At 60.0% G+C, this 14,696-nt stretch carries 11 protein-coding genes; 7 read left to right on the forward strand and 4 right to left on the reverse strand.

From position 1 onward, the window contains the following. Positions 1-126 precede the first annotated feature (126 nt). A complete protein-coding gene (locus ACJ70B_RS20770) occupies positions 127-1,626 on the forward strand; it encodes an alpha-N-arabinofuranosidase (protein WP_408960336.1) in 1,500 nt (499 codons plus the stop codon). Positions 1,627-1,750: 124 nt separating this feature from the next. On the opposite strand, the gene ACJ70B_RS20775 is transcribed toward ACJ70B_RS20770, so the two are convergent. Beyond that, positions 1,751-2,215, reverse strand: a complete 465-nt coding sequence (locus ACJ70B_RS20775) for a universal stress protein (protein ID WP_408960337.1) — start codon at positions 2,213-2,215, stop codon at positions 1,751-1,753. Positions 2,216-3,402: 1,187 nt separating this feature from the next. Here ACJ70B_RS20775 and ACJ70B_RS20780 point away from each other — a divergent pair. From ACJ70B_RS20780 to ACJ70B_RS20805, 6 genes are all read left to right on the forward strand, one after another. After that, a complete protein-coding gene (locus tag ACJ70B_RS20780) occupies positions 3,403-5,169 on the forward strand; it encodes an ABC transporter substrate-binding protein (RefSeq protein WP_408960338.1) in 1,767 nt (588 codons plus the stop codon). Between the two features lie 75 nt (positions 5,170-5,244). Further along, complete coding sequence (locus ACJ70B_RS20785; RefSeq protein WP_408960339.1) at positions 5,245-6,258, forward strand: ABC transporter permease; 1,014 nt, start codon at positions 5,245-5,247, stop codon at positions 6,256-6,258. A 13-nt stretch (positions 6,259-6,271) separates the two neighbouring features. Beyond that, positions 6,272-7,264, forward strand: a complete 993-nt coding sequence (locus tag ACJ70B_RS20790) for an ABC transporter permease (RefSeq protein WP_408960340.1) — start codon at positions 6,272-6,274, stop codon at positions 7,262-7,264. Between the two features lie 2 nt (positions 7,265-7,266). Next, positions 7,267-8,319 carry an ABC transporter ATP-binding protein gene (locus ACJ70B_RS20795; protein WP_408960341.1) on the forward strand — a complete coding sequence of 351 codons (1,053 nt, stop codon included), beginning with the start codon at positions 7,267-7,269 and terminating at the stop codon, positions 8,317-8,319. Then, a complete protein-coding gene (locus tag ACJ70B_RS20800) occupies positions 8,312-9,415 on the forward strand; it encodes an ABC transporter ATP-binding protein (RefSeq protein WP_408960342.1) in 1,104 nt (367 codons plus the stop codon). The genes ACJ70B_RS20795 and ACJ70B_RS20800 overlap by 8 nt, the downstream gene beginning before the upstream one ends. 49 nt (positions 9,416-9,464) lie before the next feature. Further along, entirely contained in the window at positions 9,465-9,677 is a 213-nt protein-coding gene (locus ACJ70B_RS20805; RefSeq protein WP_408960343.1) for a hypothetical protein, read from the forward strand. Here ACJ70B_RS20805 and ACJ70B_RS20810 read toward each other — a convergent pair. The 3 genes from ACJ70B_RS20810 to ACJ70B_RS20820 form a co-directional block, all read right to left on the reverse strand. Then, complete coding sequence (locus ACJ70B_RS20810) at positions 9,635-11,914, reverse strand: alpha-L-arabinofuranosidase C-terminal domain-containing protein (RefSeq protein WP_408960344.1); 2,280 nt, start codon at positions 11,912-11,914, stop codon at positions 9,635-9,637. The two genes, ACJ70B_RS20805 and ACJ70B_RS20810, sit on opposite strands and share 43 nt — an antisense overlap. Before the next feature lie 745 nt (positions 11,915-12,659). Then, entirely contained in the window at positions 12,660-13,220 is a 561-nt protein-coding gene (locus ACJ70B_RS20815) for a hypothetical protein (protein ID WP_408960345.1), read from the reverse strand. Beyond that, a complete protein-coding gene (locus ACJ70B_RS20820) occupies positions 13,217-14,107 on the reverse strand; it encodes a ParA family protein (protein ID WP_408960346.1) in 891 nt (296 codons plus the stop codon). Before ACJ70B_RS20820 ends, ACJ70B_RS20815 begins: the two co-directional genes overlap by 4 nt. Positions 14,108-14,696: the final 589 nt, after the last annotated feature.

Here is a 14,696-nt window from a genome sequence, read left to right on the forward strand (position 1 = left end):
CGTCGACCCTGATCGACAGTCCGACCGCGCGGAGGTCGGACGAGACGGTCTCGTACTCGGTCTATCGGTAACCCACATTACACAAACCGGGGCACTTATACTCCCTTACCGAAAATGAATGTGTGGATGGCTGACGCACGTATCACAGTTCATACTGCGGCACGTATCGATCGGATCGCGCCCGAAGTACACGGTCACTTCTCCGAGCACCTCGGTCGATGTATCTACGACGGCCTCTGGCACGACGATAGCGCCGATGAGGACGGGTTCCGCGAGGACGTCGTCTCGCTGCTCGCCGACCTCGAGGTCCCCGTGCTCCGGTGGCCGGGCGGCTGTTTCGCCGACGACTACCACTGGGAGGACGGCGTCGGCCCACAGGAAGCGCGACCGCGGCGACGGAACCTCTTTTGGGCACAGGGTCGAGAGGACGTGCCCGAGGAGTCCAACGCTTTCGGCACCGACGAGTTCCTCGATCTATGTGAACGGATCGGGACCGAGCCGTATCTCGCGGCCAACGTCGGGTCTGGCGATCCTCAGGAAGCCGCAAACTGGGCCGAATACTGTAACTACGACGGCGACACCGAACTCGCGGACCGACGCCGCGAAAACGGCCACGAGGAGCCCTACGGCGTCGAATACTGGGGACTCGGCAACGAGAACTGGGGCTGTGGCGGCCAGATGTCGCCTGAACAGTACGCCCGCGAGTATCGCCGGTTCGCCACCTACGTCGGCACCCAGTCGAACCTGATGTTCGACCACGACCTCGAGCTCATCGCCTGTGGCTTCGAGGGCCACGAGTGGAACCGTCGCTTCTTAGAAGAGATCAACGAGTCTCCGTGGGGTGCGGAGTTCCCGCTCGATCACCTCACGCTGCACCACTACTACGGCCGGGGGATGAACGTCTCCGAGGCCGACGAAGAGCAGTACGACCGCCTGCTCGCGGACGCCCTCGAGATGGAACGCCACATCGAGCGGATGGCCGGGGCGATCAACGCAGTCGCGACGACCCGCGATATCGGCGTCATCGTCGACGAGTGGGGCACCTGGCACCCCGAGGCGACCGCCGACAACGGCCTCGAGCAGCCGGGGACCGTCCTCGACGCCCTCTCCGCGGCGGCCGTCCTCGACGTCTTCAATCATAACAGCGACGTCGTGACGATGTCCAATATCGCTCAGACAGTCAACGTCCTTCAGTGTCTCATCGAGACCGATGGCGACGACGCCTGGGCGCGCCCGACCTACCGCGTCTTCGACCTGTACGCGCCTCACAAGGGTAGCGAGGCCGTCCGAACGTCGATCGAGACGCCCACGCGCGCGGTCGACGACGAGCGCGATCTGTCCTTGGTTCGTGCGTCCGCATCGGTCGACGATGGCGAGCCGTACGTCACCGTTACGAACCTCGACTGCCGCGAGGCCCACACGGTCGAGGTGGCCCTCGAGGGCACTGAACTCGACCCCGACGCCGTCGACGCCTCGGTCCTGTTCGCGGACCACGACCCCGACGCCGAGGTCGACGCTGACAACGCCGAGACGTTCACCGCCGACGATCTCGACGTATCAGTCGACAGCGGCTCCCTGATCGCCGACCTTCCGGCGTCGACCGTGGCCGGGATCTCGCTCCAGTAACCCGACACACTCCGACTCCCATAGCAACTCTCGCGGGCCGACGTCGTCTCGCGGTCGACATTGCTTTCTCGAGACCGCAAAACGAGCATCTCGTTTTCGACGCGATCGGACCGCTCCGCGCAGGTCAGTCCATTCTGAGCGTCACAGTGCCGTCGAAGTTGAGCAGGATACGTTGGGCGACATCGCCGAACAGCGCCTTCCCCGTCGGCGAGCGCCGTCGGCCGACGATGAAGACGTGGTCGCAGCCGAGTCGGTCCGCGGCGGCGATGATCTCGTCGGCTCGCTCGTCGGCCTCGACGACGATCCCCTCCGCCGTAAACTCGATCGAATCGTCGACCGATTCGAACACGTCCATCGCGAACTGGCGGGCGAACTGCGACGCGGTGGCCTCGTGATCAGGCTCGCTGTAGGACGTCTGCTCGACCTGTTCGATCGCCTCGAGATTCGCCGCTGTCTGCTCGACCTGTCCCGGCGTTATCCAGGAGAGGACGGTCAGTTCGGCGTCACTATCGCGAGCGAGTCGGCCCGCTTCCGCGAGCAGCGCCCGATGTGTGTCGGTATCGTCAATGACGACGAGTGCGTGCTCCATGATATCAAGTTGAACGATCACCTAGATAAGTGTACCGTCCGTCCGTCCGTTCAGTGTCGCTGTCCCCATCGAGTCCGACGGACCGCTGCCGGGTCCATCTGCGCGAAATCGGCCCGACGCCTTCGAAAGAGACCTGAAAGGGACACACGACCGATCGCGTCGAGCCGGGAGTACCCTCCTCGGTGGCCGCGATGAGGCTGTGTGTCGGTCTCAGTCGTCGGCGGCGATAGGACGATACGCTTCGCTGATCGACTTCCAGTTGTCGGTGCGAAACCGCCAGTAGTTGATCGCGGCAGGGATCGCGATCTCTGCCGAGAAAGCGAGGTACAGACCCCAGTAGCCGAGTCACGGTGTGTTCCCCCTTCTAAAAGGCATCTAAATGCGTGTTGTTGTCTCGTAATAGAATGATCGACGACGGAACGCAGCGGACGAACGGGAGCGGGTACGTATCCGACCAAGCGGCCGCTCGACCGGTCGCCGATATCGCTTCTGGGTCAGGCAGTCGAGTACGGTTCCGATATCGATCACACAGATCTCGACCGCAGAGTCATTGATCAACACTGAAACAGAATAGTAGTTCAGCACCTCAGAACAGTTCCGCATTACCAGGCTGAGAGCAGCGAAACCGCCCGACTAGCGATACTGGTTTGTCCCAATATTATTACATCTGTATGTGCGTAATAGATTCGGCCGAGCGTACCCATCGTCCGCCCGAAATCGACTCGTCCCGGAGCCGTCTGCTGGCGGTTGACAAGACCGCTACCGGCCGTTTCGCTCGAACCAATCGCGGAACAGGGAGACCGCCACTCGAGGTGGTATTCGAGCAGACCGTTTGCATCGATCGGCAGCACAACTCGTTCGAGACAGCGATATGTTCACACATTGCTACCCATAGTCCTATTCTCGTTTTGTTATCCAGAACAGGAATCAGATATAGCCGTGGATACACCCTAGCATGGATCGGAGGAATCAGCACGTTGATGGGGAGGACCGTAGCGGTCGTCGATCGAACGAACGCGCTCAAAGCGATGATCGGCCTCCGATCATGCTCAGCGATAGCGAAATCGGAGGAAGGCCGCACACGGAGAAACCGAGGCGGCTCGTTGGACATACTGTCCGACGTACCGTCATCGATACCTCATTATCTTTTCACAATGCTTTTTATCCCTTGTTGATAACGAGTGTGTATGCCATCACATGGCAGGGACAATACGGGTACGTTGAACCACCGGTCAATCTCACGCAGACAGCTCGTTCGCGGCGGCGCGATGGGGAGTGCGATGCTGCTGGCCGGCTGTATAGGGGGTGCCTCGAACTCGAACACGTTCGTCCAGCCGACGACAGACAATCCGACGAACTGGCAGTTCAACCATCTCAATTTGCAAAACCCGTTCTCGCACGAATTGCAAAGCGACCAGCTCCAACGATACTTCATCAACGACGAAACGTTCGAGCCGTACGCGGTCTCTATCGATACGTTCGAAGGTAATACCGCGATTTTGAAGGTTCGAGACGGGCTCACGTGGCACAACGGCGACCCGGGCGATCCGGTCAACGCCGACGACCTCTACACGAAACTCGTCACCGACGCGATCATCGGAGATACCCTCTCGACACTCTGGACGGACATCCAACGCGCCGGTGACAAGTCCGTCGAACTCACCCTCGACGGCACGGTTAACAAGCAGCTGTTCCAGGACGGACTGAACTACTACTGGCTCGAGACGCCGTTCCGAATGTACAAAGACTACGTCGAGCGGTGGGAAGACGCGACGACGGACGACGAAATCAGCAACATTCGGAGCGACCTCCGGAACGACTCGTTCGACGAGCCAAAGGGGAACGGCCCTTTCCAGTTCGAGGAACGAGACAACCGCCACCTCAGGATGAGCCTGTACGAACACCATCCTGACGCAGACAACATCAACTGGGAGGGCTGGGAGATTCACAAGGTTTCGTCCGACACTGCGAGCGTGCTACTCGGCGCCGAAGTCGACGGGCTCCGGAATTACTCCGCACCAGAAACGGTCTTCAATAAAGCGCCCGACGATCTCCTGCACGCGCAACTCCCCGCGCTGTGGGGACACTCACTTCCCTTCAACCACGAGGACAAAGACTTCGGAAACATGCGAGTTCGACAGGCTATCAGCGAGTTCATCGACAGACAGGCCTGTGCTGACAACTACGGTCGGCTCGGACAGCCGGTCGAGGCACCGAGCGGACTCGTCGGGAACATCGACGGCCAGAACGAACAGACGAATCGGTGGGAGAACAAGGTCTCCGACGAAATGGTCGGGCAACTCTACCGCTACGACGACCCGGAGCGCGGTCGACGATTGCTCCGCAACGAAGGGTACCAGAAAGACGGTGGCAAGTGGTACCGTCCTAACGGCGACCGGTTCGAGATGACGATCAAGGTTCCGGCGGGATACAACGACTGGCATCCGGTCTACGAGACGATCGTCGATAACCTCGGGAACGAAGGTATCGGTGCCGAACTACAGCGGATCGAGGCGTCGACGTACTGGGCCGACCACTACACTGCAGGGAACTACAAGGTGGCGTCAACGGGGTGGACGCTCCAGCGATCCAGTCCGTACTACGTCTTCGACATGTACTACAACATCGACACGGAGTTCATGAATCTCGATCCTGGGTCCCTCGAAGCTCCGCCAATGGGAGAACCCGATGGCGACCTCGAGTCGGTCGACCCACGCGGACTAATGGACGAGTTGCTCGTGGCACAGGACGAGGAAGAAGCGACTGACCTCACTGACCGCCTCGCGTGGATCACCAATCAGACGGTTCCCATGCTCCAGATCAACGAGATCAACGATCCGGTCTGGTTCTACACGGACGACTGGGAGGTTCCAAAACCGAGTTCCCCGAAATACCAGTCGAAGTGGCCCCTCTGGTGGTTCCCACGGACCGGTGAACTGCAGTCCAAGAACTAACTCATCACATACCATATTGGTCACTAAGATGCATGGAAATCGGCATGGTCCCACAGTGACACCAAATACAAACTAATGTACGTAATAAAACGACTTGGACAAGCGTTCGTCACGTTCATCGCGGTAATCACGGTGACGTTTGGACTGACACGGGCGATTCCGGGCGGACCAGCGGACCACATCAGGGCGCGAGTCATGCGGAGCCGAGGGTCAAACAGCGTGGACATGTCCCGGATCAACGAGCTTACAGAGACATATACGAACATCGATCCCTCAACCCCGGTGCACGTCCAGTACTTCGAGTACCTCACGAGCATCCTGCAGGGGGACATGGGGCAGTCGATAGAGTTCGGTGGCAAGAGCGTCAACACCCTCATCATCAAGACCGCCCCATGGACGATCTTCTTGCTCACGGTGTCGATCCTCCTTACGTTCGCGATCGGGATCGTACTCGGCGCAGTCATGGCGTACCGAGAGGGAAGTCAGTTCGACACCGGGTCGACGATCCTTTCGATGTTCCTGAACTCCGTCCCCTACTACGTCGCGGCGATCTTCTTGGTGTACGTCCTCTCCATTCAGTTGAGTGTCTTTCCGCAGTCGGGGAACTACACCGTCGGGTTAGAGCCGGGACTGTCTCCGCTCTTTATCGCCGACGTATTCTACCACGCGACGCTCCCGGTCGCGTCCCTCGTCCTCACCGGATTCGGCGGGGTCGCGATCACAATGCGAGGAAACTCGATTCAGGAGATCGGAGAGGACTACATCCGGGTGGCACACCTCCGAGGCGTCCCCGGACGCCGAATCGCGGTTCGGTACGTCGGTCGGAACGCACTACTGCCTATGTACACGAACCTGATGATCTCCGTCGGGTTCATGTTCGGTGGCTCGGTCATCTTAGAACAGATCTTCGCCTACCCCGGCCTCGGAGACTACCTCCTGCAGGCGCTCAACGCCCGCGATTACCCGCTCATGATGGGTATCTTCCTCGTCATCACCGCTGCCGTGTTGCTCTGTATCCTGATCGCGGATCTCACCTACGGGCTGATCGATCCGCGAGTCAGCGCAGGCGAAGGCAAGGAGGCCTACTGAGAGGTGACATGCGATGGCTGAAACCAATTCAACGTTCGACGCGACCGACGAGTACGAGAGCGCGAGTACCGAACCGACGGCGACCCGTGCGGAACTATACAAGGAATGGCTCGACGTGGCCGTCCTCGCCCCGCTACGAGTGGTCTGGAACGACTGGCGGACGAAGACCGGCTCGCTCATCATCCTGTTCTACGTCCTGATAGGAACGGTTGGTCCCTACCTCGTCCCCGCCCCGACACAGGGACAGGGGCCGCGGTATGCGGGTCCCTTCCAAAGTATGTCGTACCCGCTCGGAACAAACGACATCGGGGCGAGTCTTCTCTCAGAGCTCGTTTACTCGACACCGCCGGTACTGAAAATGATCCTGGCCGGCGCGGTGTTCTCGACGATCATGGCGGTGGTCATCGGAACCGTCTCGGGCTACAAAGGCGGAATCGTCGATAGCGTCCTCACCACCCTCACGGATATCGCCATGACCATTCCCGGCCTGCCCCTGATCATCCTCCTGCTCGCTGTCTTCGAACCGGAGAGCCCGTACTTGATCGGCATGTTCCTCGTAATCAACTCGTGGGCCGGTCTCGCACGGTCGATTAGATCGCAGGTGCTCTCGATCAGGGACCACTCCTACGTCGAGGTTTCCCGGATCATGGGTGCATCCACACCGAAAATCATCGCGGACGACGTCCTGCCAAACATCATGCCTTACGTGTTGGTCAACTTCGTCAACTCCGCACGCGGAGTCATCTTCGGCGCAGTCGCGCTGTTCTACCTCGGGCTCCTCACCGGCTTCTCGAACAACTGGGGGATCACGCTCAACGAGGCCTATACCGACGCAGCGATCTACTCGTTAGACAAAGTGTACTGGCTAGTCTTCCCGATGATAATGATCGTCGGTCTCTCGTTCGGGCTGGTACTCTTCGCACAGGGAACGGAAAAACTGTTCAATCCGCGTATCCGGGCGCGCCACGCGGACACGGTCGATGATACTGCGTCCTACGAGGAATAACAATGCAGCGAAAACGCACGAAAACCGTCGACGATCCGATCTTCGAGGTGCGGGACACGACCGTCTCGTTCGACATGGAACGAGGGGAATCGAAAGTACTGAGCGAGGTAGACATCGACGTGGAACGAGGTGAAGTCCTCGGCGTCGTCGGCGAAAGCGGCAGCGGCAAATCGATGTTCGCCTCCGCGTTACTCAACGCCGTCGTCGATCCCGGCGTCCTCACCGGCGACATCACCTTCTACCCCGAGTCAGGGACGGCCGTCGACCTGCTCGAGCTCTCTCAAGACGAGATCAAGCAGGTTCGCTGGGAGGAGATCTCGATGGTGTTTCAGGGGGCGATGAGTTCGTTCAACCCGACGATGTCGATCAGAGACCACTTTCGGGAAACGCTTGCCGTTCACAACTACGACGTCGAGGAGGGAATGGAACGCGCCACAGACCTCCTCTCGGATCTCTATCTCGAGTCCGATCAGGTCTTAGACTCGTATCCACACGAACTGTCGGGCGGCATGAGCCAGCGCGCGCTCATCGCGTTGAGTCTGGTTCTCGAGCCCGAAGTGCTGGTGATGGACGAACCGACCGCCGCGCTGGATCTGCTCATGCAGCGCAGTATCATCCGCTTGATCAGGGAGATCGCGGACAAGCGCGATCTGACGATCGTCTTCATCACCCACGACTTGCCGCTGGTCGCGAACCTCGCAGACCGGATCGCGGTCCTCTATGCCTTCGAGTTCGTCGAGGTCGGTCCCGCCTACGAGGTGTTGACGAACGCGAAACACCCCTATACGCGGGCGCTGCTCAACTCGACACCGAACCTGGAGACGCCCCGCGAACAGATGCAACCGATCGAGGGCGCTGCTCCGGATCCAGTGTCGGTACCGAACGGGTGTTCGTATCACCCGCGCTGTCCGCTGGCCGATGCGACCTGCGAACACGACGATCCGCCACTCGAGTCGGAAACGCCGGAGGACGGCCACGTCGCGTCGTGTCACTACGTCGATAGGGTGCCAGAGACGGTTCCACTGACCCTTCAGGAGGTGAAGGTCAATGAGTGAGGAGCACGTCGTTTCGCTGCAGGACGTGGAAGTACACTTCGAGTCCGAGCAGTCGCTCCTCTCTAAGCTCAGGGGTGAACGCGAAATCGTCAAAGCCGTCGACGGCATCTCGCTCGACATTCCCGAAAACGACGTCGTCGCGCTGGTCGGCGAGAGCGGATGTGGGAAGTCGACCCTCGGAAAGACCGCCATCGGCGTCCAGCGCCCAACCAGCGGCTCGGTGACGTACAGAGGGCAAAACGTCTGGAAGGCCAAAGACAACGAAGGCACCGTCGAGATCCCACACGACGAAATCCGTCAGTCCCTCCAGATCATCCCACAGGATCCGGGCGCGTCGCTCAATCCGAACAAGACGGTTCAACACTCCCTTGCAGCGCCGCTCAAGCTTCGACATCCGGAGATGGACTCGTTCGAGCGACGGGAACGAATTCACGAAATGATCTCCCGGGTCGGCATGTCGCCGCCGGAGGACTACGCTAAGCGCTTCCCTCATCAACTCTCAGGCGGCGAGAAGCAACGCGTGGCGCTGATTCGTGCGCTGTTGATGAACCCCGACCTCATCCTCGCCGACGAGGCGGTGAGCGCGCTCGACGTCTCCCTGCGGATCGACATGATGGACCTCATGCTCGAGCTACAAGACGAGTTCGACACGTCGTTTCTGTTTATCAGCCACAACCTCTCGAACGCCAGTTACGTCGCCGGGAAATCCAACGGCCGAATCGGAATTATGTACCTCGGGGAACTCGTCGAGATCGGTCCTATCGACGAGGTGCTGGCGAACCCAACACACCCCTACACGAAGGCGCTGGTGTGGGCGACGCCGAACCTCGACCCAGATATCGACGACGAAACCGAAACGCCGCTCCGAAAGATCGACGTTCCGGACCCGCGGAACCCACCAGCGGGCTGTCGATTCCATACGCGCTGTCCCAACGCGCGTGAGGCCTGCAAGCGGACTACTCCCGAAGCAGTGTCGGTCGACGGCGACGAGGACCACACGGTAGCCTGTTTCCGGGAACTCGACAACCACGAGTACTGGAATAGCCCGACCCTGAAAGACGAGCCGACCGAATCGGAGCCCAAACCGATGCAGTAACCGGGTTCCTCCAGTACTTCTATTACACCGTCGCCGAAACAAAGGGATAATGGATACGAGCGAAGCCGTCTTTCGCGCGCTCCTCTCGATCACCGTGACGCTGGCGATCGTCCTTTTGGTGTTTGTTCCGTTTCAGGAGCCCGGATCGGCGGGTCGCGTCGTGTCGATCCTAGCGCTGTCCATCCAGGCCGTCATGATCGTCATCGCGACGGCGGGACTCTACTTCGGCTGGGAGCCGTTCGCGTTTTTCGACGAGATGTAGTTTGACGGCGTGTCGGCTTCGCTGTCAGTTCGATCACGGTCCCCGGTCAGCCGGAGGACCGAGTACGGCGGGAGCGCCACCGTGACGGTGCCGTCGTCGACTGCCGTGCTGTCTGTCACGGGCGTGATCCGCTCGGGCTCCTCGAGCGTGTTCGTGTCGTACATCGTCTCCGCAGAGAGCCGATCGACCGTCACCGTGTCGAGCGATTCCAGCGGCTCGCCCGAGAGCGTCACGTCGATGGCCTCGGCCCCAGCGTCGCGGTGGACGAGTACGACCGCAAAATCATACTCGTCGGCGTCGGTCACCGCCATCGCATCGATCGCCGGTTCGTCGGTCACGGGCTCGAGTTCGCCGAACCACCGGCTCGTGTCCGCCCCCCACGTCGTCTCCGTCGAGAAGGTGTGACACGTCACGTCGACGCCGATCGGGGTCCCGCCGACGAGTCCCGAGCCGAGTTGCTGGCCGTAGTAACAGGGATCGGCCCAGACTCGCCCCCGCGATTTTCGAAGGCCGCCACCGTGGTTTCCGATGCCGGAGTGGGTCACCATGTCGACGGTCCCGCTCCGGATACACTCGTGGATGATCGTGGCGTCGAAGACGGCCTCGGTGATGCTCTTGTTCGTCGGGAGCGTCTCTCGACCCAGCCGGTGGTCCTCGATCTCCTCGCCCGCTGCCACGCTCTCGTTCGTTCCGTCGCCCTCGCGCTCGTCGAACCGGGTGAACAGCTGTAGTTCCGTGATCGCCTGCCGGACATCCTCGAGCCCAGCGTCCCGGCAGTCGGCCGCGACCGCCTCGTACTCCCCGCGCAGTTGGCTCGCAAAGCCCGAATGCGCGTTGAACAGTTCGACCGGATCGGTCTCCGAATCGGCGTGACACTCGACGAGGACGTGATCGGTGAGCCAGTCGCCGTCCTCGAGGTCCGCGAGCAGCGGTTCGTTCCAGTCGGTGTGGCGGTTTCCGCAGGCCATCACCTCGATCGAGTCGTCGACGGCCTCCATCGCATCCGTGAACCGTCGGTATCGGTCGGCGTTGCCCGCCGGCGTCGTCCAGCCGATCTGCCACGAGCCGTACAGTTCGTTCCCGACTTCCCAGTAGGTGACGTCGTACGGCTCGGGGTGTCCGTGGGTGGCTCGAAGGGCACCCATTTCGGTGTCGGTCGAGCCGTTACAGTACTCGACCCAACGGGCCGCCTCCTCGGGGGTTCCGTTCCCAGCGTTGACACAGATCATCGGTTCACAGCCCACCGCCTCACAAAGCGCGACGAACTCATCGGTGCCAAACAGATTCGTCTCGAGGCCGTCCCATGCCGGGTTCGGCCGTGTCGGGCGCTCCTCGATCGGGCCCACGCCGTCTCGCCAGTGGTACCCCGAGACGAAGTTTCCGCCGGGCCACCGGAGCGCGGAGAGGTTCAACGCGGCCAGTAAGTCGACGATCTCGGGATCGGCCGTAGAGACGTGATCGTCGGGATACAAGCACACTTCGTCGATAACGACGTTCGCGTCTGTGGCCTGCGTGGTCACGCTGAACCCGAACAGCCGCTCCGACGCCTCGAGTTCCGCCTCGGGGATCTCAAGCGAGAACGAGACGGACCGGTGCTCTTCGCGGGCGGTGACGACGGCCTCCGCGAGTACGTCCCCAAACGTCCCATCTGTGCGGTCGACATCGTGGACCGCGAGTCGCACCGGCGTCTCTTCGACGGCGCACAGCGTCACCGTCCCCTCGAAGGCGGTCGTTCGGTGGATCGGCAGGTGACACCACTGAGCGAGTCCGTCGTGGCCGTCCGTCGAACCGGTCTCGAACCGCTGTGCGCGGTCGTCGGCCAGTCCGATGTCCGGGCTCGTCCGTACCGCTTCCGTCTCTCCGTAGAGAACCCACCATAGCGCCGTTCCATCTCGGTATGCCGCCCGAAGGCGGTCGGCGTCCGGAACGCCGTGAGTCTCGGCGTACGTCTCGATCCGGTCGGCGACTTCGTCTGGGTCGCTGACGGTGCTATTGCCGCCGTCCGGGCCGTACTGCTGGCGTCCGAACTTCCAAGCGCCGAACGTGGGGTTGAACAGCACCTGTGCCTCGAGGACGTTCGCAACGTTTCGAGGCGTATAGAGGTGTTCGCCGAACTTTGCATACAGTTCGGGAGCCACCTCGTCGCCCCGCCTTGACGGATCGAGGTGGACGGTCGCTCGAGTGTCGGATTCGCCGCTCGTGTGGCGAAAGAGAGCAGTCATGGTCGTCGATGGCATATTCTTCCGTGGATCTGATAAACGTGCGGGTGACTACCAGGGAACCTGTTCACGAACGGGAGATCGGATTCAGAAGCACCGCTGCCGTGCGGAGATGGATGTTTCGAGCAACTCGTTAACGGTTTCCTCTCAAGGAGGTATAGAAAGATTGGAAGTTAGAGAGTTATATTCACCCACCAAACCAAATATATGTTCGATACAGCTCTGGGTACCCGTCGTTCGTCGTCGCGATCGACACTGTATTGCTTTCAGATACAGTTTCGTTCAATATCACAATCGACGAGAAATACGGCAGCGATGCCATCGATTTTAGTGAGTAGCAACCAGCGAAGGGTTCTAAGCCGAACTCTGACCGGTTCGAACCGTACGTGAATGCTTCGCTCGAGTAGGATGTGGTTTTACTGAAGGGATAGACACAGCCAATCGGACTAGTCGTCGCTGAATGTGTCGGTATTAGAAGTAGTGTCTGAATTCGATAGTAAACGAATAAATATCGGTTAGATCAAAACAAACAGCTATATCGTTTCTCCTGTGCCACAAATCTCGAACAGTCGGACGGAGACGCAATCCGAGCTGGGTTGACTGGTACGAGGTCTCCCGGCGCGCGTTTTCGGCAGAGAACACGGTCGACGTCCTGATTCGGCACGTCCAAGACACACTCGCATCGAGACGGGCAGTGCAAGTCACTCACGGACCGGCTGCTCCTCTCAGACGGGCACAGTGGGTTAAGTCCGCACGAAGGACGCTACTGATCGCCTCGCTTTCGCCGTTCCTCGAGGACGAGTTCGGCGACGCGTTCGGGTCGTTCGTTCGCGAGACGAAGAATCGCGTCGTGAATCTCACGGCTTTCTTCGTCGAGCACCCCAGCCTCGGCGAGCGTCGGAACGATCGAGGTCCGGATCGCGTTCTCGAACTCGTTTACCGTCTCGGTGCGAGCGTAGAACGGCTTCTGTTTGACCTCGCTGTATTCGAACGCCGGTCCCGTCTCCGCGGGCGACACCGTCTCGTCGGTGGTCTCACCGTCGTCGCCAGTGTCGCTAACGGACTCATCAGCGGTATCAGAAGCGACCGACGACTTCGGGCTCAATTCCTCACTTGGACTCGAGACGGACGTAACCGCTGTCGATGGGTTCTCGTCGGTCTCCGGATGGGGCTCCGCGTCGATCTCTGTCGCGGGGCCGGTATCGGCCGTAGCCTCGGTCTCGGCTGTCGTAGTCTCGGTCCCAGCCGAAGTCGTTGTCTCGGCCTGCGCGTCCGCGTCGTCCGTCTCGTCATCGTCTTTGAGGTCGTCGAACGGATTGCTCATCGCTCGATCCCTCCGGCGGCCACGATCCCGGCGAGTTCCTCGTAATAGGCAATCTGGTCGTTCTCCGGAGCGTACTCCTGTAGCGGCTGATTCTCCTGCAGCGATCGCGACAGCGCCGACCGGTGGCGGATACCCGGCTTCGGCGGCTCCGTTTCGCCGGCGTCGATCGCCTCGAACTCCTCGGCCGTGATCCGGGCGAAGTCCGGCACCGCCTCCTGCAATGGTTGTCCGGGATTGACCTCGTAGGTCGCAGTGTTTAGATTTTCGAGGAGCTCTCGATCCTCGGTCTGTTGGTCGATCCGATCGGAGAGTTTGTTCGGCACGACAGCAAGAACGTCAACATCGATGTACTCCCGGGCCGGTTCGATGAGTCGTTCCATCGTTCGCTTGTAGCCGCCGATCGCACTCGAGCCGGGTTCGATCGGGATGACGACGTTCCCCGTCGCGACGAGCGCATTATTGTTGAGCATCCCCGGGTACGCCGGGCAGTCGAACACGACGAAATCGTACTCGCTTCCCAACAGCGGGTCGACGATTTTCGATTTGATCCGTGCCGATCCTTGCATCGCGCCCGCGAGATCCTTTTCTACATCCTCGAGCGTGTTCGACGACGGCAGGAGATCGAACCCGTGTTCCGTCGATCGAATCAAATCGTGTGGCGTCGCGTCGCCCTCGAGAATGACATCGCCGAGGTTGACGTCGCCGTGATATGCGGCCTCAAAGCCGAGCCCGTTCGTCGCGTGTCCGTTCGGATCGAGGTCGGCGAAGAGAGTTCGGCCGCGCTCGGCGAGTTGGCGCGCGAGATTCATCGAAGTCGTTGATTTGCCGACGCCACCTTTCAGGATGACCACGCTGACGGCGCGTGGCTCGGTCGTTGTGTCGTTCATAGATGAATGCTCTCTGTGTGGTGAATTGAAATAGGGACCTATTGTTCCGATATATCCTATTTCAGCCGCTGGAGAATGTATTTTGGTGCTCGACCTTAATTCTACCTTTTGCAGGACCAATAGGTGGAGGAGGTGCAATAGGTAGAATAGCTGGAACAGGTGGGATAGCTACTATACCCACAATAGCCAGGGCAGGCAAAGTAGGTGAAGCGAGAAAGGTACCTATTGTAGATACTGCACCCAGTACAACTACGCTAACTACCGTAACTTCCGACCGGACATAGTCGACATCGCCTACCGGACCTGTTGCACCTCAGCAAACTCCTGGATCTATTGCAGCTACTCGTCCTGACCAAGCTATTCAACCTATTGTATCTATTGTGCCTATTATGCCCATCACACCTATTTCTACTATTTGACCTACTACACATATTGTATCCATTGAGGCACGTTCGCTGACTGTCCCTCACCTGTTGGAGTACAGATCTGCGTGATTCGCCACGGTGAAGACAATCGGTCACGTCCGAGACCGAACTCGAGTCCGAGTACGACTGTTCGTCGCGGCTCGCAAAACAGCTACTACCCAGTC

The organism is Natrinema sp. 74 (assembly GCF_046097095.1).
GTDB lineage: Archaea > Halobacteriota > Halobacteria > Halobacteriales > Natrialbaceae > Natrinema.

What these genes read in the sequence shown, in the direction of transcription:
- ACJ70B_RS20770 (WP_408960336.1), top strand. Translation starts at nt 127, where the DNA reads ATGGCTGACGCACGTATCACAGTTCATACTGCGGCACGTATCGATCGG.
- ACJ70B_RS20775 (WP_408960337.1), bottom strand. Translation starts at nt 2,215, where the DNA reads ATGGAGCACGCACTCGTCGTCATTGACGATACCGACACACATCGGGCG.
- ACJ70B_RS20780 (WP_408960338.1), top strand. Translation starts at nt 3,403, where the DNA reads ATGCCATCACATGGCAGGGACAATACGGGTACGTTGAACCACCGGTCA.
- ACJ70B_RS20785 (WP_408960339.1), top strand. Translation starts at nt 5,245, where the DNA reads ATGTACGTAATAAAACGACTTGGACAAGCGTTCGTCACGTTCATCGCG.
- ACJ70B_RS20790 (WP_408960340.1), top strand. Translation starts at nt 6,272, where the DNA reads ATGGCTGAAACCAATTCAACGTTCGACGCGACCGACGAGTACGAGAGC.
- ACJ70B_RS20795 (WP_408960341.1), top strand. Translation starts at nt 7,267, where the DNA reads ATGCAGCGAAAACGCACGAAAACCGTCGACGATCCGATCTTCGAGGTG.
- ACJ70B_RS20800 (WP_408960342.1), top strand. Translation starts at nt 8,312, where the DNA reads ATGAGTGAGGAGCACGTCGTTTCGCTGCAGGACGTGGAAGTACACTTC.
- ACJ70B_RS20805 (WP_408960343.1), top strand. Translation starts at nt 9,465, where the DNA reads ATGGATACGAGCGAAGCCGTCTTTCGCGCGCTCCTCTCGATCACCGTG.
- ACJ70B_RS20810 (WP_408960344.1), bottom strand. Translation starts at nt 11,914, where the DNA reads ATGCCATCGACGACCATGACTGCTCTCTTTCGCCACACGAGCGGCGAA.
- ACJ70B_RS20815 (WP_408960345.1), bottom strand. Translation starts at nt 13,220, where the DNA reads ATGAGCAATCCGTTCGACGACCTCAAAGACGATGACGAGACGGACGAC.
- ACJ70B_RS20820 (WP_408960346.1), bottom strand. Translation starts at nt 14,107, where the DNA reads ATGAACGACACAACGACCGAGCCACGCGCCGTCAGCGTGGTCATCCTG.